This is a genomic window from Microbispora sitophila (assembly GCF_014892245.1).
Classification (GTDB): domain Bacteria; phylum Actinomycetota; class Actinomycetes; order Streptosporangiales; family Streptosporangiaceae; genus Microbispora; species Microbispora siamensis.
Window position 1 is genome coordinate 228,906 of the sequence record NZ_JADBGC010000011.1, and the last position, 22,254, is coordinate 251,159.

General features: G+C 72.0%; 20 protein-coding genes and 4 pseudogenes. 12 read left to right on the top strand and 12 right to left on the bottom strand.

What is annotated here, in order from left to right:
* Window positions 1-128: 128 nt before the first annotated feature.
* A pseudogene (locus IL992_RS21910) lies at window positions 129-747 on the bottom strand (Tn3 family transposase); the annotation flags it as partial.
* A 59-nt stretch (window positions 748-806) separates the two neighbouring features.
* Between IL992_RS21910 and IL992_RS47725 the strand changes: the two are divergent.
* Complete coding sequence (locus tag IL992_RS47725; RefSeq protein ID WP_264295065.1) at window positions 807-1,256, top strand: hypothetical protein; 450 nt, start codon at window positions 807-809, stop codon at window positions 1,254-1,256.
* On the opposite strand, the pseudogene IL992_RS46380 reads toward IL992_RS47725, so the two are convergent.
* A pseudogene (locus tag IL992_RS46380) lies at window positions 1,145-1,420 on the bottom strand (DUF4158 domain-containing protein); the annotation flags it as partial. The gene IL992_RS47725 and the pseudogene IL992_RS46380 overlap by 112 nt on opposite strands.
* On the opposite strand from IL992_RS46380, the gene IL992_RS21925 reads away from it, so the two are divergent.
* Window positions 1,419-1,652 (top strand): DUF4158 domain-containing protein, encoded by a 234-nt coding sequence (locus tag IL992_RS21925; RefSeq protein ID WP_193205229.1) that lies wholly within the window; start codon window positions 1,419-1,421, stop codon window positions 1,650-1,652. The pseudogene IL992_RS46380 and the gene IL992_RS21925 overlap by 2 nt on opposite strands.
* Here the strand turns inward: IL992_RS21925 and IL992_RS21930 are convergent.
* A complete protein-coding gene (locus IL992_RS21930; RefSeq protein WP_193205230.1) occupies window positions 1,630-2,301 on the bottom strand; it encodes a TetR/AcrR family transcriptional regulator in 672 nt (223 codons plus the stop codon). The genes IL992_RS21925 and IL992_RS21930 overlap by 23 nt on opposite strands.
* A 64-nt stretch (window positions 2,302-2,365) precedes the next feature.
* Between IL992_RS21930 and IL992_RS21935 the strand changes: the two genes are divergently transcribed.
* The 4 genes from IL992_RS21935 (at window position 2,366) to IL992_RS21950 (ending at window position 6,137) form a co-directional block, all read left to right on the top strand.
* Entirely contained in the window at window positions 2,366-3,823 is a 1,458-nt protein-coding gene (locus IL992_RS21935) for an FAD-dependent monooxygenase (protein WP_193205231.1), read from the top strand.
* The gene (locus IL992_RS21940) at window positions 3,820-3,990 is read left to right on the top strand and encodes a hypothetical protein (protein ID WP_193205232.1); all 171 of its coding nucleotides are present in this window, start codon (window positions 3,820-3,822) and stop codon (window positions 3,988-3,990) included. Before IL992_RS21935 ends, IL992_RS21940 begins: the two co-directional genes overlap by 4 nt.
* A gap of 427 nt (window positions 3,991-4,417) precedes the next feature.
* Entirely contained in the window at window positions 4,418-5,578 is a 1,161-nt protein-coding gene (locus tag IL992_RS21945; RefSeq protein ID WP_193205233.1) for a hypothetical protein, read from the top strand.
* A 13-nt stretch (window positions 5,579-5,591) separates the two neighbouring features.
* Window positions 5,592-6,137 (top strand): hypothetical protein, encoded by a 546-nt coding sequence (locus tag IL992_RS21950; protein WP_193205234.1) that lies wholly within the window; start codon window positions 5,592-5,594, stop codon window positions 6,135-6,137.
* Window positions 6,138-6,176: 39 nt separating this feature from the next.
* Here IL992_RS21950 and IL992_RS48955 read toward each other — a convergent pair.
* Window positions 6,177-6,455 (bottom strand): annotated as a pseudogene (locus IL992_RS48955) (hypothetical protein); the annotation flags it as partial.
* A gap of 385 nt (window positions 6,456-6,840) precedes the next feature.
* Entirely contained in the window at window positions 6,841-7,455 is a 615-nt protein-coding gene (locus tag IL992_RS21960; protein WP_193205235.1) for a TetR/AcrR family transcriptional regulator, read from the bottom strand.
* Window positions 7,456-7,726: 271 nt separating this feature from the next.
* Here IL992_RS21960 and IL992_RS21965 point away from each other — a divergent pair, with 271 nt between their 5' ends.
* Window positions 7,727-8,767 (top strand): hypothetical protein, encoded by a 1,041-nt coding sequence (locus IL992_RS21965; protein ID WP_193205236.1) that lies wholly within the window; start codon window positions 7,727-7,729, stop codon window positions 8,765-8,767.
* Window positions 8,768-9,477: 710 nt separating this feature from the next.
* Here IL992_RS21965 and IL992_RS46385 read toward each other — a convergent pair.
* Both IL992_RS46385 and IL992_RS21975 read right to left on the bottom strand, forming a co-directional pair.
* Window positions 9,478-9,570, bottom strand: a pseudogene (locus tag IL992_RS46385) (cellulose-binding protein); the annotation flags it as partial.
* A gap of 40 nt (window positions 9,571-9,610) precedes the next feature.
* A complete protein-coding gene (locus IL992_RS21975) occupies window positions 9,611-10,537 on the bottom strand; it encodes a DMT family transporter (RefSeq protein WP_319018719.1) in 927 nt (308 codons plus the stop codon).
* 151 nt (window positions 10,538-10,688) lie between these two features.
* Here IL992_RS21975 and IL992_RS21980 point away from each other — a divergent pair, with 151 nt between their 5' ends.
* Genes IL992_RS21980 through IL992_RS21995 form a run of 4 tightly spaced genes read left to right on the top strand, consistent with a single transcriptional unit; the run spans window position 10,689 to window position 13,854 of the window.
* Window positions 10,689-11,294, top strand: a complete 606-nt coding sequence (locus tag IL992_RS21980; RefSeq protein WP_193205237.1) for a TetR/AcrR family transcriptional regulator — start codon at window positions 10,689-10,691, stop codon at window positions 11,292-11,294.
* A complete protein-coding gene (locus tag IL992_RS21985) occupies window positions 11,291-12,442 on the top strand; it encodes an FAD-dependent oxidoreductase (protein ID WP_193205238.1) in 1,152 nt (383 codons plus the stop codon). The genes IL992_RS21980 and IL992_RS21985 overlap by 4 nt, the downstream gene beginning before the upstream one ends.
* 15 nt (window positions 12,443-12,457) lie before the next feature.
* Window positions 12,458-13,084, top strand: a complete 627-nt coding sequence (locus tag IL992_RS21990; protein WP_193205239.1) for an HAD-IA family hydrolase — start codon at window positions 12,458-12,460, stop codon at window positions 13,082-13,084.
* Entirely contained in the window at window positions 13,084-13,854 is a 771-nt protein-coding gene (locus tag IL992_RS21995) for a VOC family protein (RefSeq protein ID WP_193205240.1), read from the top strand. The genes IL992_RS21990 and IL992_RS21995 overlap by 1 nt, the downstream gene beginning before the upstream one ends.
* 3 nt (window positions 13,855-13,857) lie before the next feature.
* On the opposite strand, the gene IL992_RS22000 is transcribed toward IL992_RS21995, so the two are convergent.
* The 4 genes from IL992_RS22000 to IL992_RS22015 all read right to left on the bottom strand — a co-directional run bounded on the left by IL992_RS22000 (window position 13,858) and on the right by IL992_RS22015 (window position 20,034).
* On the bottom strand, window positions 13,858-14,433 hold the full coding sequence (locus IL992_RS22000; RefSeq protein ID WP_193205241.1) for an NADPH-dependent FMN reductase: 576 nt from the start codon (window positions 14,431-14,433) through the stop codon (window positions 13,858-13,860).
* A 115-nt stretch (window positions 14,434-14,548) separates the two neighbouring features.
* Complete coding sequence (locus IL992_RS46390) at window positions 14,549-15,379, bottom strand: DUF6461 domain-containing protein (RefSeq protein WP_226873514.1); 831 nt, start codon at window positions 15,377-15,379, stop codon at window positions 14,549-14,551.
* Window positions 15,380-15,445: 66 nt separating this feature from the next.
* Window positions 15,446-16,585 carry an acyl-CoA dehydrogenase family protein gene (locus tag IL992_RS22010; RefSeq protein ID WP_193205242.1) on the bottom strand — a complete coding sequence of 380 codons (1,140 nt, stop codon included), beginning with the start codon at window positions 16,583-16,585 and terminating at the stop codon, window positions 15,446-15,448.
* Window positions 16,582-20,034, bottom strand: coding sequence for an indolepyruvate ferredoxin oxidoreductase family protein (locus IL992_RS22015; protein ID WP_319018720.1), 3,453 nt, complete (start codon window positions 20,032-20,034; stop codon window positions 16,582-16,584). The genes IL992_RS22010 and IL992_RS22015 overlap by 4 nt, the downstream gene beginning before the upstream one ends.
* Before the next feature lie 166 nt (window positions 20,035-20,200).
* Between IL992_RS22015 and IL992_RS22020 the strand changes: the two genes are divergently transcribed.
* Window positions 20,201-20,680 carry an Lrp/AsnC family transcriptional regulator gene (locus IL992_RS22020; RefSeq protein WP_193205244.1) on the top strand — a complete coding sequence of 160 codons (480 nt, stop codon included), beginning with the start codon at window positions 20,201-20,203 and terminating at the stop codon, window positions 20,678-20,680.
* On the opposite strand, the gene IL992_RS22025 is transcribed toward IL992_RS22020, so the two are convergent.
* Window positions 20,655-22,181: a serine/threonine-protein kinase gene (locus IL992_RS22025; RefSeq protein WP_193205245.1), complete on the bottom strand. Its 1,527-nt coding sequence runs from the start codon at window positions 22,179-22,181 to the stop codon at window positions 20,655-20,657. The two genes, IL992_RS22020 and IL992_RS22025, sit on opposite strands and share 26 nt — an antisense overlap.
* Window positions 22,182-22,254 lie beyond the last annotated feature (73 nt).

Genomic DNA, 22,254 nt, shown 5'->3' on the forward strand with positions numbered 1-22,254 from the left:
CCGAGCCGGTAGCCGACGGCGGTACCTCGACGACAAAGAAGAGGAAGTTGGGATTGGTCGACAGGCCCTGGAAGCCGTCCGGGAACAGCTCACCGGCGGCCGGTTCGGGCTGCGGCTCGCAGACCGGTCGACAGCATCCGAATCAGGTCGTAAGCCCGTACGGCGCCGGTGGTCAGCGAGCCGGCCACGCGGAGCATGTCGCCCAGTGCGCGCGAATCTTGTCCAGACGGATGGTGTGGCGGCACGTGTGGTCCAGCGGGCCGTAGGTCGCGCGGGTGTTGGTGCGCCACAGCCGGGTGTCGCCAGGTCGGCGATCCGCGGGGAGAACTGGTACCCGCAGATCGCAAACAGCCCGAAGACGATGTCGCTGTACGAGGCGGTGTCGGTGATGACCGTCTCCGGGCGCGGGCCGCCGTCGAGGGTGTGGATGGCGTCCAGGATGAACAGCGAGTCGCGCAGCGTGCCGAGGACGACTAGGCCGCCGATGCCCATCACCTGGTCGTTGACAACGTTCAGCCAGGTCGCGCCGCGCTGGCGGCCGAAGTGGATCGGGTTGTGGCCGGTGTGCAGGTTGGCGACCGGGACCACGAACCGCAGCCCGTCGGCCAAGGCGATCTGCCCGCCGCCCCACGCGGCGACCAGACCGATGTCGGCCTGGGCGGCGAGGAGGCGGGCGTTGGCCGCCGCGATGGTCTCCGCCCGCAGGTAGCCCTGGTCGACCTGCTGCAGCCGGGCCCGGGTCAGCGCCGCAACGTTGCAACGTGGCCGCCTGCCGGTCATCGCCCAGATCCCGCAGCGTGGGCGCCTTGGACGCCATCCCATACCGCGCCAGCGCCGCGAGCTTCACCGCTGGCGCCGGCTCCACGTCCACCTGCCCGGTCCCCGGCTCGGCGATCTCGGCGACCCGCCGCAGTTCCTCCAGCAGCACCCGGCTCGATGCCTTGCGCGGCGAGGTCCGCAGCCGTTCCAGCTCCGAGACCCGACGCCCTTCGGGCACCTGCAGCACGCCGGCCAGCTCCCGGGCGAGCTCGGGCCCGGTCCGCTCGGCCAGCATCCGGTACAGCCGTACGTTCTCCTGCCGCCGTACCTCCCCGACCAGCCGGGTCAGCACCGTGATTCCCGGCAACAGCACCCGCTCCTTGAGCATGTGGACCCGGGCCCGGTCGAACAACGCCCGCGGGCCCTCCGTCGTCGACCACACCCGGGCCGCGACGAACCGCCGTATATCGTCCTCCGCCTCGGCGAAGTCGCGTTAGCCCAGCAGCTCGCGGATCTCCCACGCGTGCTCGTACTCCGTCTGCTGCCGCTGCCCATACTCGGCGAAACGGGCCGCATCCACACCGAGCTGCTCGGCGACGAACGCAACCGCACCCGCCGGTACCGCCCTGGGGTTCTCGCAGTTCCTGCTGGACCGGGCCATGGAACACGACTCGTCGACGCTGCTGTTCAATCTGGCGCGTGATCATCTGATCGCGGCCAAGGTGATCCGGCCCGGCGTGCTCATCTTGGCCAAGATGGTCGGCACGGCGCGCAAGGCGGCCTCTGATCTGACCTCGCAGCTGGTGGGACACCTGCTGAAGGAGAAGGTAACGCTGCCGATCCAGGGCAGGGCCGGTTCATCGAGCGGCATCACTCACCGGCCAGTCCCTTGATGATCAAGTTCAGACCGTGGGCGAAGTGGCCGACGAAGTCGGTGCTGGTCAGCGTGGCCTCGGCGGCTGCCAGGTTGGGGTAGGTACCCGGGTCGAGGGCCGCGTGCAGCAGGGTCAGCGCGGCGGGCAACTCGGACTCGGCGAGAGCCTGGGCGGCCTGTTCCTCCAGCGTGTGGCCGACGATGAAGTGGACGATTGTGAGTGCCGTACGGGTGGCCGCCTCAGGGCTCAGGCATGTCTCACGCAGCACGCCCACGAGGGTGTCGGTGTAGCTCAGCGTGTTGGGGCCGACGGAGTGGGTGCCCGCGTAGACACGTGCGCCGTCGCGGTGACGCAGCAACGCCATACGCAGCCGCCCGGCCAGTTCGGTGATCTGTTCGCGCCAGGTGAGCCCGTCGGGCAGCGGGCCGGCGCAACCCGCGAGCATCTCCTCGGCCATGGCGGCGAGCAGCGTCTGCTTGGTGGCGAAGTGCCGGTAGAGCGTGCCCACCTGGACGTCGAGGGCCGCCGCCAGGCGGCGCATGGTCAGCGAGTCGAGCCCGTCCTCGTCCACCAGGCGCAGGGCGGTGGCGACCGCCTCCGGCACGGCCACCTTGCGGGGGCGGCCTCGGGAGCGCTGGGCGGACGGGGAGGTTGACGTGGGTCCCATGCCCAGTGATACTAGTGACCTCGATTTTATGAACGATGTTCATTTAATAGGAGGGACGCAAACCGTGCACACCGACGTGATCGTGGTGGGAGCCGGCCCCACCGGGCTGCTGCTGGCCGCGGAGCTGGCCCTGGCGGGCGTGGGGGTCCGCGTACTCGAACGAAACGACGCGCCCACCAGCCAGTCGCGGGCGCTCACGCTGCACCCGCGCAGCATCGAGGTGATGGACCTGCGCGGCATCGCCGACCGCTTCCTGGCCCGCGGTCACACTCTGCCCGGGTGGCACTTCGCGGGCCTGAACACCCGCCTCGACTTCACCGACCTGGACACCCGGCACGGCTACACCCTGTTCCTGGAGCAGGCCCGTACCGAGGAACTACTCGACGCCCGCGCCCGCGCGCTGGGCGCCGAGATCGTCCGCGGCTGTCAGGTCACCGCCGTGCGGCAGGAGCCGGACAGCGTCGTCGTCGAAACAGCCCGAGGAGAGACGCTACGCGCCTCGTACGTCGTGGGCTGCGACGGTGGACGCAGTATCGTCCGGCAGGCGGCGGGCATCCCCTTCGACGGCACCGACGAGACGCTGACCGGTATGCTCGGCGACTTCGCCGTCACAGGTCCGGACGCCGCGCACTCGGCCGAGGCCCACGGCGTGCTGGCCGTGCCGCTGGAGGGCGGGCTGACCCGGTTCGTGGTCATCGATCCCGAACGCATGCGGGTGCCGTCTGACCGGCCCCTGACGTACGAGGAGTTCCGGCAAGCTCTGACGAACATCGCCGGCACGGACTTCAACGTCGCCGAGCCGCACTGGTTGTCGCGGTTCGGCAACGCGACCCGCCTGGCCAGGCGGTACCGGCAGGGCTGGCTCCTGGTGGCGGGCGACGCGGCCCACATCCACTTCCCGGCGGCGGGACAGGGCCTCAACACCGGTCTGCAGGACGCCATGAACCTGGGCTGGAAGCTCGCCGCCCAGGTCAAAGGCTGGGCCCCGGAAGGGCTGTTGGACTCCTACGACGCCGAGCGCCGGCCGGTCGGCGCGGCCGTCACCGCCAACACCGAGGTGCAGACGCTGCTGATGGAACTGACGCTGGTGCCGCAGTACCACCGGCCGGTCATGGCGCTGCGCGGCATGCTCGACGGCCTCCTCCGCATCGGGGAGGTCAACCGCAACCTGGCCGCGTCGGTCTCGGCGATCGGCACCCACTACGGCGACGACTCCCCGGCCGGGGCCCGGGTACCCGACCTGCCGATCAGCGTCGCGGAGCGGCCCGGGGTCGAGCGCCTGTACCAATTGCTGCACGACGGGCGGTTCCTGCTCGTCCGTACGGGGAAGCAGGCTGGCGCGTCCGGCCGGGACGACCGCGTGGAGACGGTCACCGCCACGGCCTGGCAGCCCTCGCCCGAACTGGAGGAGGCCGAGGCGCTACTCGTCCGGCCGGACGGGCACCTCGCCTGGGCAGGGCCGATCGAGGCCGAGCAGCAGGCGCTGCTGAACTGGACTGGAGCGGCGGCGGTAGCGCCGTGACGACGCTCCCCCGGCTCAGCGGCCGCCGGCTGTATCGCCGCTACCGCACCCGGCGCTACCGGCTGCCCGACGACGCGCCGTGGACCGACACCCCCTCCTACAACCGCCTCACCTGGCGCACAACGACAACGGTGACGCCCCAGCCAACGGTCACCGTGACGATGTGAGACGCCTGCCCCGCTCGTCATCTGGAGGCCAGTTCTCACGTGTCGCCGAAAACGACGTCGCCGATGAACGGAGGGGCATGAGTCACCACTTCTAGGATCCCGGTGTGCGCAGGCGGTGGGACAGAATGCCTGCCCGCCCGGTGCCACCCGCATCAGAACGGCCAGTGGCGGTAATGCGGAACTACGGCATCAATCGGATCTGTTCGGCGGTCTTGGTCCACGGGACGCGGCGGTGACACCTTGTCGCTACGACGAATGAGACGCGCTCCTCTCGTAGACATGTGATAACGGATAGCCCATGTGGACAGCTTGGCCCGCCGTCGTCTTTCCGGCGCCGATGTGCGGCGTTACGATGAGGTGCCAGTGATACGAGTCGTGGTCAAGTTATTGTGTCGAGTCGCATCCGATCGGAATGCGCGGGGTGGGCATGAGCTTCACCAGCACAGCTACGACGATCTCTGGAACTCCGCTGCGGGTGCAGATGGCTTACGTGGCGGTGGGCGGTACTCCGCCGCCGACGCCGCGTGATCTTGGCGGCTTTTCGGGGGCGGTGCTTCGTGCGGTAATCAAGTCCCAGATGGAGGATGAGTCCGCGGCGTTGCTGGAGCGGGTGCTCACCGAGCCGCTGGACTCGTTCGTCTACGAGGCGTGGGTCGCCCAGCGCGCGGACGCTGTTCGCATGATCCGGGAGGCTGTGGTCAGCGCCGAGTCGGAGGCGCACGACATCGATGTCTCGCTTCCCGATCGCGGTGTTCTTCGGGTCGAGATCGGTGACAACCTGTCGACGGCGTTCGCTGAGGCCATGCCCGACGTCGAGGCTCAGCAGGTCAACCTCAACTACTTTCTGGGCGGTGTCCGGGTCACCTGGAAGAGGCCTGGGTTGCTGGGAATCACGTCCGAGTTCAAGCTGAACTTCGATGCGGAAATCGCTCTTTCTCTCGGCCTACCCCGTTCGGTACTTCGCCCCACCCTGGTTCTGGGCAGCTTCCGGACTCTCAACGTGACGCTGGGTGGCACCGACGTGTTCGGTGCCGTGAGCCTGGCGCTGATAGAGCTCGTAGGGCAGATCACGGGTGCGCCGTTCGTTCCGCCAGGTGAGTCGATCATCCCGATCCCGATCGATTCGCTGCCGGGCATCGGTCACATCGCCACCACGGTCGGCGCGGCGGCACGGTATGGCTTCCTCACTCAGGAGGCGCGGATACTGACCGACCCCGACGGCTCAGCCAGCCTGGCTCTGGTGGTGACCCACCCGTTCGACCCGGGTCCCACCCTCTACGACCCCAACGGGATCACGGCGGTGTTCGCGCCCGACGCGCACTTGGGCGTCCCCGCCACCCAGGCGCGACCCGGGGACAGACTGGAATTCACCGGCTCGGGGTTTCCCCTGCCCGGCGACCAGTTGAGTGTTGCCTGGCAGGACACCACGTCCGGGACCGTTACCCGTAGCGAGCTGCAATGGCGGCCCGCGGACACGGAACTGGTCGCCGTGGAAACGATCGGAGCGGCTCGGTCAGTGGGACGGCCGCAACACTTTCACGCCGACCGGCCTCCAACCCAACTCCGCTTACGCCTTCCGGGTCCGTGACTACGACGCGCCCATGGTGGCCACCGATTGGGGGCCCTGGCTCACCCTGTCGACCGGCCCGATGGGCATTGTTGACATCGTTCTGGACGACGGCACGGTGCTCGCCCGCGTCACCACCGCCAGGAACGGCACGATCGGCGGATACCTGACCATCCCGACCGGCCAACGGCCCGGTGAGTACATGGTCCAGGCCGTCCTAAGAGGACAGGTCGTAGCGTCCGCGGCGTTCCCGCTGACAGTCCTGGGGGAAGGCTTCGTGCCGCCGCCGGAGGTGTTCATCACCACGGAGGACGGCATACCGCTCAACGACGGCGCCCGGATCACCGCGCACCATCGCTTCCATGTCCGCGGGTTCCGGTTTCGGCCGGGTTCGGTCGACCTCTTCGTCGACGAACCCGGTGGAATCAGCCTCGGAACCGCGACTCAGGAACCATACCGCGACGTCTGGGAAGCCACCCCGCTATGGCCGGGAACAACTGGTCGACACCGCGTCGTCGCCGTGCAAGGGCACCTGACCGCGACCAGCGTCGAACTCAACGTCGAACGGCCGCCCGCCTAGCCCTAGTAGGCGGTGTTGCATCGCGTGCGTAGCGGGGCCTTAATCACCCCCGCCTGCGGGGGAGCTCCGCCCTCCACCGCCTCGGCCTCCTCCGGGGCGCTGGCCAGGCGCAGCGTCTGCCATCCATTCGCGCCCCCTCCGTCCGCCAGGCGGAAGGCCACACTCGATTCGCGTTCGCGGCCGGCGCCACCTGTACGCCGCCCAGTTCCGCCGTCTCCAGCCCGTCGCCTCGCCGAACCAGACGTTGCCGGTGAAGGCCGCCCGGTCGAACCAGGTGTTGCCGGTGAAGGTCGCCCCGGCGAACCAGACGTCGCGGGTGAAGGTGGTTCCTCGGCGCCGTCCTCGTCCTCGCGAGCACCTCGCTGCTGCTCATCAGGCAGTACGGGCGCCACGGGCTGTTCGTCGCCGGTTCAGTGCGCCGGGTCCTCGGCCAGCTCGCCCAGGAGGACCCGATCGAGGACCCGGCGCTGCTCGGCGGTTAAGAACGCGGTCGCATTATTCGCGGACTATTCCACCCCGGCCCCCGGAGCGCGAAGCTCCGGGGCCGGTCCCGTTCAGACGATCGGTGGGCGCGCCCGGTGACGGTGGCCCAGGACATCGACGGCGCTCCCCCTCATCACGGCCCTCCGCTCCCGAAGGTGTCCCCAGCCGTCACGTAGTCGGCGTGGTGGGTCGCCCGCGCTGAGCGGCAGGTGGACCGCGTTCAGGGCTGGGGGGTGAGCGCGTCCTTCAACGCCGCTCGCGCGCCGCGCAGGGCGTGACGGAGCTGGTCCGGTGTACGGCGGATCTGGGCCAGCAGGAGGCCGCCCTGGATCGCGGCCATGGTGAGGTCGGCCAGCTCCGTCACGTCCACGTCCGGGCGCAGCTCGCCCGACTCCTGCATCCGTCGCAGGCCCGCGATGAGGGGGGCCTCCCAGCGCGCGAAGGCATCCACGAACGCCTGCCGGGTGAGGTCGTCCTGGCCGCTGAGCTGGCTGGCCAACGAACCGATCGCGCAGCCGCCCACCGCGTCCTGCCGCGTCCCGTTGGCCACGATCGCATCGAACCAGCGGTCGATGCCGGCCAGCGAGTCGACCTCCAGGAGCAGTGGTTCCTGCGCGGCCAACACCCTGTCCACGGTGGCATGAACCACGGAGCGGATGAGATCGTCCCGGTCGTCGAAGTAGTGGTAGAGCTGGCTACGGCCGACCCCCGCGGCGCGTTCGACATCGTCCAGCGTCACCGCCGCGACGCCGTGCCGCTGGATGAGGTCTGCTGCCGCATCGAGGATGCGCTCTCGGGTCGCGCGACCCCGCGCGGTGGTCGGTGTGTGTCCCATGGAGCCTCCTCCCCGTTCTGTATCTCATAGTACAGACGTTCTGTACTTGCTGATACAGTCTGTGGCAGACCTTTCTGTACTGAGCGATACAGTCTTCGGTCGGAGAGGTGACGACCGAACCGTGTCCGCCGTCCCACCCGCCCAGCTTTCCGTGCTGGACGCCACGATCATCGGCTGCATCCCTGAGTCGGCGTTCCACCGACACGATCGCCGGTTGCGCAGCACGCCGAGCGCGAGACCCTCCCCATCCCGCACAACCGAAAGGACAACCATGTCCCTCCACCGACCCACCGATCTCCGGCGCCGCGCCGCCACGCTCGGCCTCGCCGCCCTGCTCACCGCGGGTACCGCGATCGCCGCGGCCCCTGCGGCCCTCGCGACCCCGGCCCCGACCGCGGCCTTGGCCACCACCGCGACGCACCCCGGCCACGCTGCCGGCACCCGCCTGGGCGACGTGCGCGTCCTCGCCCACTTCGACCGGGCCGCGGGCCAGGCCGCCGAGAGCATCGCCCCGGAGCCCGGCGGCGGCGCGGTCATCGGCATGATCCCAGGCCGACAGGTGGTGCGGGTCGCGCAGGATGGGGCCGTCCAGGCACTCGTCACCATGCCGCTACCTCCGGGTGGCGGCGGCACCACCCCGGTCATCGGGGACCCCGTGGTCACCGGGGTCGCCCGGTCGCACAGCGGCGCCGTGTACTTCCTCTACTCCTCCGGGCAGGGCGGGCTGACCGGGATCTGGCAGGTCCGAGGCTCCGGTGAGCCCCGGCTCGTCGTGCCGCTGCCTGCCGACACCATGCCGAACGCACTGGTCATCGACGGCAAGCGGGACCGCTTCCTGGTCACCGACTCCGCCGGCGGGCGCATCTGGCAGGCCCCGCTGCGCGGCGGCGAGGCCTCCGTGTGGTCGGCGGACCCGGTCCTGGCGCCCCGTGGCTTCTTCGGCGCCAACGGCATGAAGATCCACGACGACGCCGTCTGGGCGAGCAACTCCGACCACGGCACCATCGTGCGCATCCCGCTGACCAAGAGCGGCGGCTCCGGCCGCGCCGAAGTCCGGGCCACGGGGCTGGAGGGCATCGACGACTTCGACTTCACCGGTCAGGGCACCGAGATCCTCGCCGCGATCAACCAGAGCAGCAAGCTCGTGCGGGTGGACGCGGACGGCACCCACGAAACCCTGCTGGACGTCCAGGACGGCATGCAGGGGACCACGGCCGTCGCCGTCCGAGGAAATCGGGCCTATGTGACCAACGGCGCCAACCTGGCCGGGAACGACTCGAACCTGCTACTCGCGAAGCTGCAGCGGCGCTGAGGACGGCGGCCGCCGTCGCGCTCCGCCGGCCAGCGGGCCGGGCATCGGCTCTCCGGCCGGTCCCGGCCCGCGTCGCCACGCGCTCCGGCCTACTCGTCGTCGGTGAGCGCGCGAGGTCCGCTCTCCGCTGGGCGCCGTGGACGACGTCCAGTCGGCTGAGCTGGGCTTCCCGGAGGTCGGAACCTGACGCCCCGGGCGCTTGCCCGGGGCGCCTTTCTCCGCCGGGTGAGTGATGCGCTCACGGGCGGGGGCGTGTGCTGTGGGTTACGCGTCCGCGAGGATCTGGCCGACGCACTGCTCGTACGATCAGCGATCAAGCCCGGAGCCCGTTTTTGCCGTATTCCGGTGGCACCCCCGGTAGACGGGGCCGCAGTCGGCGGCGGTGCCCGTCGTTGGGATTCTCGTGAGCTGGGTGTCGGGGCGCCGCTCTGAGGGATCACGGCGAGGAGACGTCGGTGAAGCGCGCTCTACGCAGGTTCACGCTGGTCGGCAAGTCGTTGTTCCGGGCGGTGACGGGGCTCGGGAGGATCGTCCGGCGGATCGCCCGGCCGCCCGTTCTTTCCCGGCTGGGGGTCGTCTCGCTCGCGCTCCTCGCGCTCGGCGGCGTCGGCCTTGGGGTCGCGGGCGGCGCCCTCACGGCGCAGTCTCTCGGTGCCGCCGTCGTCACACTCGTGGGCCTTGCCGTCGCCACGCTCCAGTGGCTGCGTGGCCGGGTTCTGGAAGTCGCTGCCCCAGCGCAGCCAACAGCCGTAGTTGCGGGAGGCCGGGTCGACGACCGAGCCGTGGGCGGAGGCAGCGCCCGCCCACACCCGCCGGAGGATGGGGGCACCGTGCACGTTTCATTCACTCGCGGTCGCGAGAGGCCTGCTGCCCCTGCTCCGACTTGGCCAGGAACGGCGAGCGGCCGAGGATGACGATGCCCACCACGAGCGCCACCAGGCCGCCGACCTCTCCTGCGAGAGCCGGGGGATCGACACGCAGCCGCTCGCCGAAGATCACGACTCCCAGGACGATCCCGATGATCGGCTCGGTCGCGGTGGTGGCGGGCAGCGAGATCCGCAGCGGCGCGGCGTCGAACGCGCTCTGGTTGAGCAGGATGCCGGTCGCCGCGATCACGGGCAGCAGGTAGGGCTCCCACGAGGTGAACAGCGCCACCGGTCCCCCTGCCAGGATCAGCAGGGACCCGCGGGTCAGCGCGTCCTGGAGGCCGTACAACGCCCCCGCCGCCGCGGCGAGCAGCATCGCCTTGGTCTGCAGGGGCGATCGCAGCGCCACCGCGACCATACCCGCGGCCACCCCGGCCACGGCCAGCACGGCGATCCACACCACGGAGCCCGACGCCGGCATCCCGCCCCCGTGGGGACGCCCGGCGAGGAGGAAGGCGGCGACGCCACCGCTGACCAGCACCGCGCCCAGCCACTCCGCCGCGCCCAGGCGCTCCTGGTAGAACAGGGCCGCCGCGGCGAGGGCGAAGATGAGGTTGGTCGCCAGGAGCGGCTCCACGGAGGCCACGTCGGCACGCCGCAGGGCCAGCGCGCCGAGGACCTGCCCGCCGACCATCGTGGCGATCCCGGCCAGCCACACCGGCTTGCGCGCCAGGTCGAGCAGCAGGCGCACGTGGAGCATCTCGCCCAGCGGTTCGGTGTACGCGACGTGCTGCTGGGCGACCCAGCCCAGGCCGAGGAGGGCCGCGGCCGCGAGGCCGAGAACCACCGTGACGATCACGGCGCCACGCCGCCGGCCGGAGCCCTCGGCATCATGATCGGTCACTCCCCTCGGCGGCCGGGTCTCCCATGTATCCGCCCATCCCCCGCGACGGCGGCCTCATGCTGGTGATATGGTTTTGGGCACTCGTCCAAGTCGGTCGTCCAAGTCAGGTGACCAAGGCGATCGTACGAGAGCTGAACGGAGCACGTGGGAGATGGCGGAGGCGTCCGCGGACCGGGGCAGGACCACACGGCAACGGCTGCTCGGCGCCGCGGCGGCCCTGATCGCCGAGGCCGGCTGGGGCGGCGTCAGCACGCGGATGGTGGCCGAGCGGGCCGGGGTCGCCCCCGGAGTCGTGCACTACCACTTCGCATCGCTGCCCGACCTGCTGATCGCGGCCTCCACCGGGGTCGCGCGCGCGATGCTGGAGGAGCTGACCGGGCGGCTGGCGGAGCAGCCCGACCCCGAGACCGGTGTCGAGTGGCTGCTGGGCGAGCTGTCGCGATACGCGGGAACCGACCCCGCCTCGCTGCTGATCGTCGAGATGTACCTGGCGGCCGCCCGGCTGCCCGATCTCCGCGACCGGCTGCACGAGATCGTCGCCGACTCCCGCGCCCGCGTCGCCGCCTGGCTGCGCGAGCGCGGCCACTCCGCCGGCCACCCCGGCGACGCCGAGGCGACCGCCGCGGTCCTCGTCGCGGCGGTGGACGGACTGGTGCTGCACCGCGGGCTCGACCCGGCCCTCGACCTCACCGCTCTGGCCGGGCCGCTGCGGGCGATGGTGCGTACCGACGGACACGAGGAGGGCGGAGGAACATGAGAGCGATCGTCTGCGGCGCCGGGATAGCCGGGACTGCCCTGGCGTGGCACCTGGAACGCGCCGGCTGGGACGTCGAACTGGTCGAGCGCGCCCCGGCGTTCCGCACGGGCGGATACATGATCGACTTTTACGGCCCCGGGCTGGAGGCAGCCGGGCGGATGGGGCTGCGCCCCCGGCTGGAGGAGGTCCGCCACCCCGTTCAGGAGATCGGCTATGTCGACGGCTCCGGACGGCAGACCAGCCGTCTCGCCGTCAAGGCGGGGTTCGCCGAGGTGGTCAGCCTGTTGCGGGGCGATCTCGCCCGCGTGCTCGCCGAGCAGGTGCGGGCGCCGGTCCGGTACGGCACGACGGTCACGGCTGTCAAGCAGGACGACGGGGGCGTCGAGGTCGAACTGACCGACGGCACCCGGCACGAGGCGGACCTGCTGGTCGGCGCCGACGGCGTGCACTCACGGGTCAGGGAGCTGATCTTCGGTCCCGAGGGGCGCTTCGTCCGCTATCTCGGCCACCACGTGGCCGCGTACGTGATCGAGGACGAGGACTTCAGCCGGCGGGTCGGGCCGCGCTACCGGATGCTGACCGTGCCGCGTCTGATGGCCGGGGCCTACGCGGTGGGCGGGGACCGGCTCGCCCTGCTGTTCCTGCGCCACGAGCCCGACCCCGCCGTTCCCGCCGATCCGGCCGCCTCGCTGCGCCGCCACTACGGGCACCTCGGCTGGATCCTGCCCGAGGTGCTCGCCAGGTGCCCGCGCCCGCCGGAGCTCTACTACGACCAGGTGACGCAGGTCGAGGCCCACCGATGGAACAGCGGCCGCGTGGTCCTGCTCGGCGACGCCTGCCAGGCGGTCTCCCTGTTCGCCGGACACGGCGCGTCCCTCGCGGTGGCCGCGGCGTGGGTGCTCGCCGACGAACTGCGGGCCACCTCCTCCGGCGACCTGTCCCCCGCCCTCGACCGGTACGCGGCACGCATGCGGCCGGTCGTCGCCGACGTCCAGTCGTTCGGCCGCCGCTTCCTCCCCTGGATGGCGCCGTCCAGCCGCCTGCGCATCACCGCACGCGACTGGCTGCTGCGGCTGGCCTCCCTGCCCGGAGCCGACCGGCTGTTCATGAACTCCCTCAGTCCCGGCGGCCACCGCCTCATCACCTGACCATAGGCTCGGACCGTGGCGATCAGACCATTCGACGCGGTGCTGTGCGACTTCGACGGCGTCCTCAAATTTCAGGATCTCGAGCAGCAGGCGGAGATCGAGCGGGCGTACGGGGTGGAACCGGGGACCGTCGCCCGGGTGACCGGCGAGTCGGCCCTGGTGGTCCCGGCTCTGACCGGGCTGGTGACCCGTGAGGAGTGGCTGGCCTCGGCCGTTCCCGTCCTGGCCGGGCTGGTGGGCTCGGCCGCGCGGGCGAGCGCGCTGACCGCCGACTGGGTGGCCGCCCGCACCTGGGCCGACGAGGAGGTGCTCGCGCTGCTCACGCGGGCGCGCGCCCGCGTCCCCGTCGTGCTCGTCAGCAACGCCACGTCGGAACTGGCCGTCCACCTGCGCGAGCTGGAGCTTCACGACGCCTTCGACCACATCGTGAGCAGTTACGAGGTGGGCGTGGCCAAGCCCGACCCGAGGATCTTCGAGATCGCCGCCCGGCACGCGGGCGTGCCGCCGAAGCGCTGCCTGTTCGTCGACGACCGGGCCGAGAACGTCGACGCGGCGAGGGTGCTCGGCATGACCGGGGTCGTCTACCGTGCCCCGGCGGACCTGGAGATCGCGTTGCTCCCGCTGTTCGAGGAGGCTTCCTGATGGCGTTGCGACGGGTGCTGGCCTTCGTGGACCGGCCACGCGAACGGTTCGAGGAGGCCGCGGCGTTCTGGACCGCCGTCACCGGCACGCGCCTGTCCCCCCGCCGGGGCGACGACGGGGAGTTCGCCACGCTGCTGCCCGAGTCCGGCGACGCCTGCGTGAAGCTCCAGGCGGTGGGCGGCGGGGGCGGCGCCCATCTCGATCTGGAGGTGGACGACGTCAGGGCCGCCGTGGCCGGAGCGGTGGCGCTCGGCGCCGACGTCGCCGCCGATCACGGGGACTGGGCCGTGCTGCGCTCCCCGGAGGGCAGGGCGTTCTGCCTGGTGCCCTCGGAGAGGGCACCAGAGGAGAGGGCACCCGAGGAGAGGGTGTCCTGGGAGGGGGCGGCGCGGCGGCCGCCCGTGTTCGGCGGCACCCGCCTCGACCAGGTCTGCCTCGACATCGCGCCCGGCGCGTACGAGGAGGAGGTCGCGTTCTGGGCGGCGCTGATCGGGTGGCCCCCGCGCCGGGGGTCGCTGCCCGAGTTCACGGTGCTGGCGATGCCGGGGATGCCGGTGCGGGTCCTCCTGCAGCGGCTCGGCGAGGGTCCAGGCCGGTCGGCCCATATCGACCTGGCCTGCGCCGACGCCGAGGCCGCTCGGTTGCTGCACGAGCGGCACGGCGCGGTGTTCGTTGCGCGGGGGCGGCGCTGGATCGTCATGCGCGACCCGGCCGGCGGGGTCTACTGCCTAACCGAGCGGGATCCGGAGACCGGCGCGCTGCTCCCCTGAGGGTCAGGCGGCGGGGCGCAGGTGCCGCAGCGCGGTGGCGAGCCGGGCCAGTTCGGCCACCATCGTGTCCGCCGCCGTGTTCATCACGTCGTTGGGCTGCAGCCGGCCCTCCTCGTCGAGGAGCTGGGCGACGAAGGGGATGGAGACCGCCTCGAAGACCGGCACCATCTTCAGCGTGGTGACGACCTGCTTGAGCATCTGCACCGCCCGCGTGCCCGCGGAGACGCCGCCGTAGCTGACGAAGCCGACCGGCTTGTACTGCCACTCATGGTGCAGGTAGTCGATGGCGTTCTTCAGCACGGCGTTGAAGCCGTAGTTGTATTCCGGCGTGACGAACACGAACGCGTCGCCGCGCTCGATGGTCGCGCTCCACTCCTTGGTGTGCTGGTTGACGTACTGCCGGAGCCGGGGGTGGTTCGGCTCGTCCATGAACGGCAGGTTCACCTCGGCGAGGTCGACGAGCTCGACCTCGAAGGCGTCCTGGGCCACCGCGCGCTCGTGGAACCACTCCGCGACCGGCAGCCCCGTCCGGCCCGGACGCGTGCTCGCGATGACGATCTGCAGAACCGGCTTCGCCACAATTCCCCCAAAACAGGATTAAGCGGATAAAACGCACTTAACAGTACGCTGCGATCGGTAAGAACACCGACGGGGGTGCGGGGCTTCCCACACGCCGCTCATCCTGCCCGGAAGGTCACCCGGATTGCTCCGGAAGGGTGATGCGCCCGCCGAGGAGCGGTTCCTCGAGGTGGCCGGGAGTGAGCAGGACACCGGAGATCCTCGACGCCAGCGCCAGGGCGGCGGGTATGCGATTGCCGATGTGGTCCTCGGCCTCCGGGTCGATGCCGAGCTCACGCAGATACCCGTCCAGACAGCCGGGGGCGGCGCCGTGGCGCCGGCAGGGGAAGGCCGGATCGAAGGCGGTGAGGACCTGCCCGTCCGCGGCGTAGGCGAAGTGGTCGTGCGCGTAGTCGTGTCGGCTCACCACCACGGCTCGCCCGCCGTCCCGCGCCAGCTCGCGGAGCACCTCGGGACGCGCCCCCTGCCAGCCATACTTCTCCACCGCGACGGTCCAGTCTCCGAGCCCGATCACCATGACCAGGTCGCAGCGGCCGCCGGTGGCGTCGAAGCGCTCGTACACGTCCTCGTCGGTGAGCGGCCCGACGTCCTGGGGCGCGACCCCGAACCGGCGCAGGACCTCACGCTTGTCGGGGTGCTCGACGAAGGTCAGCGTGTAGATGGGGCCCAGCGGCTGGGAGTCGTCGTCCTGCCACGCGTAGTCGTCCGGGGCCGCGCGCCCGTCACCCGGTTCGCGGACGGCGGCGCGCACCGTCTCGATCCGGTCCGCGTCGGCGAGGGCGGCGGGATGGGCCGCGAAGAAGGCGTCGACCACATCCGAGGAGATACGGCCCCGCATGCTGACGGGCCACCCCTCGGCCTTCGCCCATTCACGGACGCGCATGCTCATCTCCCGGCCGAGAACGAATTGGGACACGCGCTGCGGGGAGACCTCATGATCCGGCATGCACGCGAACCTATCGCCCGGGGGGGCCGTGGCACATCGCCACGGCCCCATATGCCTCGGACGACTTCAGCGGGCGAGGTGGCGGCTGATGACGAGGCGCTGGATCTGGTTGGTGCCCTCGAAGATCTGCATGATCTTGGCCTCGCGCATGTAACGCTCGACGCGGAACTCGCGCGTGTAGCCGTACCCGCCGAAGACCTGGACCGCGTCGGTGGTGACCCGCATCGCGGTGTCGGTCGCGACCAGTTTGGCGACGCTGGCCTGCCTGCCGTACGGCAGGCCGGCGTCGCGGCGGCGGGCCGCGTCGAGGTACGTCGCCCGGGCGCAGTCCACGCCCGCGGCCATGTCGGCGAGCAGGAAGCCGAGCCCCTGATGGTCGATGATCTTCTTGCCGAACGCCTCGCGCTCCTTGGCGTACGCGACGGCCTCGTCGAGCGCGGCCTGGGCGAGGCCGACGGCGCAGGCGGCGATGCCCAGCCTGCCGGAGTCGAGCGCGCCGAAGGCGATGGGCAGACCCTGGCCCTCGGCGCCGATGAGACGGTCGGCGTCGATCAGCACGCCGTCCCAGTGGGCCGTCGTGGTGGGGATGGCGTGCAGGCCCATCTTCTCCTCGGGGCGGCCGAAGGTCAGGCCCTCGGCGGCGCCCGGGGCGAGGAAGCAGGAGACGCCGCGCGGGCCGGAGTCCGTGCGGGCGAACAGCGCGTAGAAGTCCGCCCGGCCGCCGTGGGTGATCCACGCCTTGGTGCCGGTGATCCGGTAGCCGCCCTCGGTCTTCTCGGCCTTGCAGGTCAGCGCCGCGGCGTCCGACCCGGCCTGGGGCTCCGACAGGCTGTAACCGCCGATCAGCCGCCCGGCCAGCATCTCCGGCAGCCAGCGCTCCCGCTGCTCCGGCGTGCCGTACACGGCCAGGGGCAGGCACGACAGCGTGTGCACGCTGACCGCGACCGCGACGGCGGCCCACCGCGCGGCCAGCTCCTCGAGCACCTGGAGATACACCTCGTACGGCTGGCCGCCCCCGCCGTACTCCTCCGGGTAGGGCAGGCCGAGCAGCCCGGCGGCGCCGAGCGTGGCGAACAGCCCCTCGGGGTAGGTCTCCGCGCGCTCGTGCTCGTCGACGCGGCGGGCGAGTTCCTTGTCGGCGATCTCACGGGTCAGCTCGATGAGGTCCCGGGCGTCCGGGCCGGGCAGCAGACGGTCGACGGTCACGGTGACTCCTGGAGGACGGGCTCGTTCAGCTCGGCGAGAAGGGTGGCGGCGCGGTCACGGAACTCCGCGACACGGGCGAGCTTGATGTCCTCGTACCCCCGGATCAGGTCCGGCAGGGCGGCGATCTCGGCGACGGCCGCGGCGGTCGCCGGGGTGAGCCGGCCGAGCGCGCGACTCACCAGCTCGCGGTACTCCACGACCAGCGTACGCTCCACGCGGCGGACGGCGGCGTGCCCGAACACGTCGAACGCGGTGCCGCGCAGCACGCGGGCGGCCCGCAGCCCACGGAACACGACGCCGGCGGACCGGTGCAGCCTGATCTTGCGCTTCAGGCCCATCGCCCGCAGCAGCGGCGGGTGCAGCAGCACCGACACGGCGGCGCCGGGGCCGAACTCCCGCTCACGCCGGGCCCGCTCCACCGGGTCGAGGTGCAGCCGGGCGACCTCGTACTCGTCCTTGTACGCCATGAGCTTGTGCAGCCCCCGGGCGTACGCGAGCCCGATGCGCACGCCGGCCTCCTCCCCCGCCCGTTCGGTGGCCAGCGTGGCCACCCGGCGCACGTCCCGGGCGTACGAGCGCGCGTAGGCCGCGTTCTGGTAGCCGGTCAGGTCGGCGACGCGGACGGCCAGCGTCTCCTCCAGCTCGCCGCCCGCGCCGGGGTCGACCGGCATCGGGGGCGGCGGCGCGATCACTGACTGCGGGATCGCGGCCCGGAACACGGCCTCGCGGTCGATCACGGCCGCCCGCCCCCAGCGGAAGGCCGCCAGGTTCTGCTCCACGGCCGCCCCATTGAGCCGGATGGCCCGCTCGATCGCGTCCGCCGAGATCGGGATGCAGCCGTGCTGGTAGGCCGCGCCGACGAGCACGAGGTTGGCGGGCATGTGGTCGCCGAACAGCGCCTCGGACAGCGCGCCGGCGTCCAGGTGGAGGCCGGCCTCGGGCAGGGTGGCCGACGCGATGCGGGCGACCGCGTCCTCAGGTCCGGGGAGCGCGGCACGGCCGGTGACCATGGCGGCCGTCGGCACGATCGCGGTGTTCACGACGGCGACCGTACGCCCGGGCGAGGCGACGGCGAGGGTGTCGTCCGCGGCGGCGCCGAGCACGTCGAAGCCGACGAGGACGTCGGCGGTGCCGCGGGCGGCGCGCACCGAGCCGGTGATCGGCTGCGGGGAGATCCGCACGTCGCTGACGACGGGACCGCCCTTCTGCGCCAGCCCGGTCTGGTCCAGGCCGGCGGCGTGCAGGCCGTCGAGGTGGGCGGCCATCTGCAGGATCTGCGAGACGGTCACCACCCCGGTGCCGCCGATGCCGGGCATCCGCAGCAGCACCGAGCGCTCCGGGAACCGCGCCACGGGCTCGGTCAGCGCCACCGGCGGCTCGGGCACCGTACGCGGGGTCTGCGGGCGAGGCTCGACGAGCAGGAACGACGGGCAGTCGCCCTTGAGGCAGCTCAGGTCGGAGTTGCACGACGCCTGGTGGATGCGGGTCTTGCGGCCGAACTCGGTCTCCACGGGCTGCACGGACAGGCAGGTGGACACGTCCCCGCAGTCGCCGCAGCCCTCGCACACGCGCTCGTTGACCACCACCCTGGCCGGCGCCGCCGGCAGCTTGCCGCGCTTGCGCAGCCGTCGCTCCTCGGCCGCGCAGCGGTCGTCGTGGATCAGCACGGTCACCCCGTCGATCGCGGCGAGTTCCTTCTCCACGGCCGGGAGGTCGTCGCGGTGCCGTACGGACGCGATCGGCGCCAGCCGGACGCCGCGGTAGGTCTCCGGCTCCGGCGTGGTGACCACGACCCGGCGCACCCCCTCGACCGCCAGCCACCGCGTCAGCGCCGGGACGTCGAGGCGGCCCTCGGCGCGCTGCCCGCCGGTCATCGCCACGGCGTCGTTGTAGAGCAGCTTGTACGTCATCGAGACGCCGGCCGCGACGGCGGCGCGCACGGCCAGCGAGCCGGAGTGGTGGAAGGTGCCGTCGCCGAGGTTCTGGGTGAAATGGCGGTCGGAGGTGAAGGGGGCCAGGCCGAACCACTGCGCGCCCTCGCCCCCCATCTGCGTCATGCCGACCTGCCTGCCGCGTCCGTTCCCGTCCAAGGCGATCATGGCATGGCAGCCGATGCCCGCGCCCACCAACATGTCGTCCGAGGCGCGCGTCGAGGCGTTGTGCGGGCAGCCCGAGCAGAAGTACGGCGTGCGGGCGGCGACCAGCGGAAGCATGCGGCGGGCCCGGCCGGAGGACGGGGCAGGCGACAGGATGGCCGCCTGCCGGGGAAGGCGGTCCGGGCCCAGGCAGGTGGCGAGGGCCCCGGCCACGTCCTCGGCGCCGAGCGTGCCGCGTGCCGTGAGCAGTTCCCGGCCGATGACGTCCGGGCGCTGCCCGGTGTCGTACAACGCCTGCTTGAGGTGCCCCTCCAGGAACGGCACCTTGTCCTCGACCACGAGCACCCGGTCGAGCCCGGCGGTCATGGCGGCGAGGTCGTCGTACGCGAGCGGGAACGGCATGGCGAGCCGGATGAGCCGCAGGCCGAGGTGGTCCATCGCGGACTCGTCCAGGCCGAGGTCGGCCAGGGCGCGCAGGACCACGGCGTAGGAGGTGCCCGAGGCGAGCACGCCCGTCGTGGCCCGCGGCGCGTCGTGGATGACCCGGTTGAGGCCGTTCGCGCGGGCGTACTCGCGGGCCAGGCCGAGCCTGCGGGTGAGCATGTCGTGCTCGGCCTCCAGCGAAGCAGGGCCGACCAGGGTGGGCGGCGCCCCGCGGCCGGCGCGATCCGGCACCGGGATGCGAGACCGGATGTTCTCGCGCAGCGGGCCGAGGTCGACGGTGGCGGATGCGTCGGCGACGTCGGCGACGATCTTCAGGCCTGCCCACAGGCCGGTGGCCCGCGACAGCGCCACCGCGTGCAGCCCGAGCTCGACGACCTCCGCCACGGAGCCGGGGGCGAGCAGCGGCATCGACAGGCTCTGGCACATCGGCTCGCAGGAGCTGGGCACGGTCGACGACTTGCTGCCCGGGTCGTCGCCGATCCAGGCCACCGCCCCGCCGAGCGGCGCGGTGCCGGCGAGGTTGCCGTGCCGGATCGCGTCGGCGGCGCGGTCGAGGCCCGGGTTCTTGCCGTACCAGAAACCGGTCACCCCCTCGTGCCGGCGGCCTGGGACCTGGGCGAGAAGCTGGGTGCCCGCGACGGCCGTGGCCGCGAGCTCCTCGTTGAGGCCGGGCCTGGCCACCACGCCGGCCTCCTTCAGGAACCGCGCGGCCCTCGCCATCTCCAGGTCGACGCCGCCCAGCGGCGAGCCGGGATATCCGGAGACGAAGACCCGCGTGTCCAGGCCGCGCGCGGCGTCGAGGCGGCGCTGCTCCAGGGTCAGCCGGACGAGGGCCTGGACGCCCGAGATCAGCACGGTGCCGTGCTCGGCCGCGTACTTGTCGTCGAGCGAGACGGGAGGCGTGGACACGTGCGAACCTCCTGAGGTCGGGGGGGTGACCCACAGCACACCAACGTCCAGGGCACACGCGCAAGCATCGCGCGAGAAACGGTCGACAAGACGCAAAAAGATGGAGAAGTCCGCCCTGGGCGCTACTGTTCTTTGCGCCGGGCGCCGCTTGGAGAGGGAGCATGTCATGGCGGAGATCGACGACATCGACCACCGGCTGCTGCGCCTGCTGCGCGAGGACGGGCGCAGGACCTTCTCCGAGATGGCCGCCGAGATCGGCCTGTCGGTGGCCGCGGTGAAGCGGCGGGTCGACCGCCTGCGCGAGATCGGCGTCATCACGGGCTTCACGGTCCGGATCGACTACGCCAAGCTCGGCTGGGGCATCGAGGCGTTCACCGAACTGCGCTATCCCGGCACGACCCCGGTCGGCAAGATCGTCCGCACCGCCACGGACGTGCCGGAGGTGCAGGAGGTGTTCACCATCGCCGGCGACCCGGACGCGCTCATCCACGTCCGCGTCCGCGACCTCGGCCACCTCCAGCAGGTCATCGACCGGCTGCGCCGCGCCGGCGACGTGACCGGCACCAAGACCCTGCTCGTGCTCGGCTCGTGGACCCGCGACATCGGGCCGGTCGAGGACCTCAGTCGTCGTCCTCCCGCGCGCTGAGGCCGGTGGCGTTCAGGAAGTCGACCAGCGGGCCGTCGGCGAGCCTGCCGGTCTGGTGCGCCCTCTGGAGCTTGATGAGCAGGTCGCGGACGCGCCGCGCGGCTTTGTCGCCCTTGTCCCCGTCTCGGCCCCTGAACATGTCCCTGGCCGTCTTCCTGATCGCCTCGTGGGCATCGCGGGCCAGCTTCGGCTCGATGCCTCCCCGGCTCTCCTGCTCCTGCACGGCGCGATCGAAAGCGGCCAGCCACTCCTGGTAGTTCCGGTAGACGCGGCGCGTGGACGGCGTAGGAGACGGCTTCGGGGACGCGCCGAGGGACGCGCTGGGGAACGGTGTCCTGGACAGCCGGGGCGTCGGACTGGACGAGACCGTCCTCGGCGGGGTGGGCGACGTCGCGGCGCGGGTGGCGGACGGCGACTGGGCCGCGACCGCGGGTTCCGCCTGCCCGCCGCCGTCGGACAGCGCCGCCACCCCGATCGTGACCGCGGCGAGCCCCGCCACCGCGGCACCGAGCCGGATGAGCGTGCGCCGCTCGGGCGACATCCCCGCGGTACGGCCGGCCGGGACGCCGGGCGGCGGGACGTCGAGCAGCGCCGTGTCGCCCGCACGCGCGCCGCCCGGGTAGGACGCCTGCTGCGGGGGCGGCACCGGTGTCCCGGCCTTCCGGGCGGGCTCCCCCGCGGAGAGGGCGACGGCCGCCAAGACCCGGCGCGCGACCTCCGCGTCGGCGGGCCGGGCGGTCGGGTCCTTGGCCAGCAACGCCATGATCAGGCGCTCCAGCTCGGCGGGGATGTCGGGGCGGTGCCTGCTGGGCGGCACCGGGGCCTGGTGGATGTGCTGATACACCAGCTCCGGGGCCGATCCGGTGAACGGCGGGTGCCCGCACAGCAGCTCGTAGCAGACGCACCCCAGCGCGTAGAGATCGCAGGCGGACCCGCCGCCCCTGCCGTCGATCTGCTCCGGAGCCAGGTAGGCGGCGGTGCCGACGACGGTGCCCACCATGGTGAGCCGCGCCGCCTCGGTCGCCACCTGGGCGACGCCGAAGTCGACCACCTTGAGCACGCCGCTCGCGGTGAGGTGCAGGTTGGCGGGTTTGACGTCCCGGTGCACGACCCCTGCGCGGTGCGCGGCGTCCAGGCCCGCGGCGGCCTGGCTCATGAGGTCGCAGGCCTCCGCCACGCCGTACCGGCCCCGGTCGAGCAGCTCCGCGGCCAGGCTGCGGCCGGTGAGCAGCTCCATCACCAGGTAAGGCCGCGCGTCCTGCTCGCCCACGTCGAGCACCGTCACCACGTTCGGATGGACGACGCGAGCGGCGGCGCGGGCCTCGCGGGCGAAGCGCTCTCGCGAGGCGACCCCGGCGACCTGCGGCGCGAGGATCTTCACCGCCACGGGACGGTGGCCCCGCAGGTCCCGGCCCCGCCAGACCTCGCCCATCCCGCCCTGGCCGATCAGCTCCTGCAGCTCGTAACGACCGCCGAGCGTGGACGGCACCACGTCCCGCACCTCCTCATGGCCACTCGCCCCGATGATCGGGAGCCAACCTATCCTCTCGGGCAGGCCGGGCGAGAACGGCCGG

Coding starts and splice junctions, on each gene's coding strand:
- IL992_RS21925 (WP_193205229.1), top strand. CDS start 1,419: ATGGAACACGACTCGTCGACGCTGCTGTTCAATCTGGCGCGTGATCAT.
- IL992_RS21930 (WP_193205230.1), bottom strand. CDS start 2,301: ATGGGACCCACGTCAACCTCCCCGTCCGCCCAGCGCTCCCGAGGCCGC.
- IL992_RS21945 (WP_193205233.1), top strand. CDS start 4,418: ATGAGCTTCACCAGCACAGCTACGACGATCTCTGGAACTCCGCTGCGG.
- IL992_RS21950 (WP_193205234.1), top strand. CDS start 5,592: ATGGTGGCCACCGATTGGGGGCCCTGGCTCACCCTGTCGACCGGCCCG.
- IL992_RS21960 (WP_193205235.1), bottom strand. CDS start 7,455: ATGGGACACACACCGACCACCGCGCGGGGTCGCGCGACCCGAGAGCGC.
- IL992_RS21965 (WP_193205236.1), top strand. CDS start 7,727: ATGTCCCTCCACCGACCCACCGATCTCCGGCGCCGCGCCGCCACGCTC.
- IL992_RS21980 (WP_193205237.1), top strand. CDS start 10,689: ATGGCGGAGGCGTCCGCGGACCGGGGCAGGACCACACGGCAACGGCTG.
- IL992_RS21985 (WP_193205238.1), top strand. CDS start 11,291: ATGAGAGCGATCGTCTGCGGCGCCGGGATAGCCGGGACTGCCCTGGCG.
- IL992_RS21995 (WP_193205240.1), top strand. CDS start 13,084: ATGGCGTTGCGACGGGTGCTGGCCTTCGTGGACCGGCCACGCGAACGG.
- IL992_RS46390 (WP_226873514.1), bottom strand. CDS start 15,379: ATGCCGGATCATGAGGTCTCCCCGCAGCGCGTGTCCCAATTCGTTCTC.
- IL992_RS22020 (WP_193205244.1), top strand. CDS start 20,201: ATGGCGGAGATCGACGACATCGACCACCGGCTGCTGCGCCTGCTGCGC.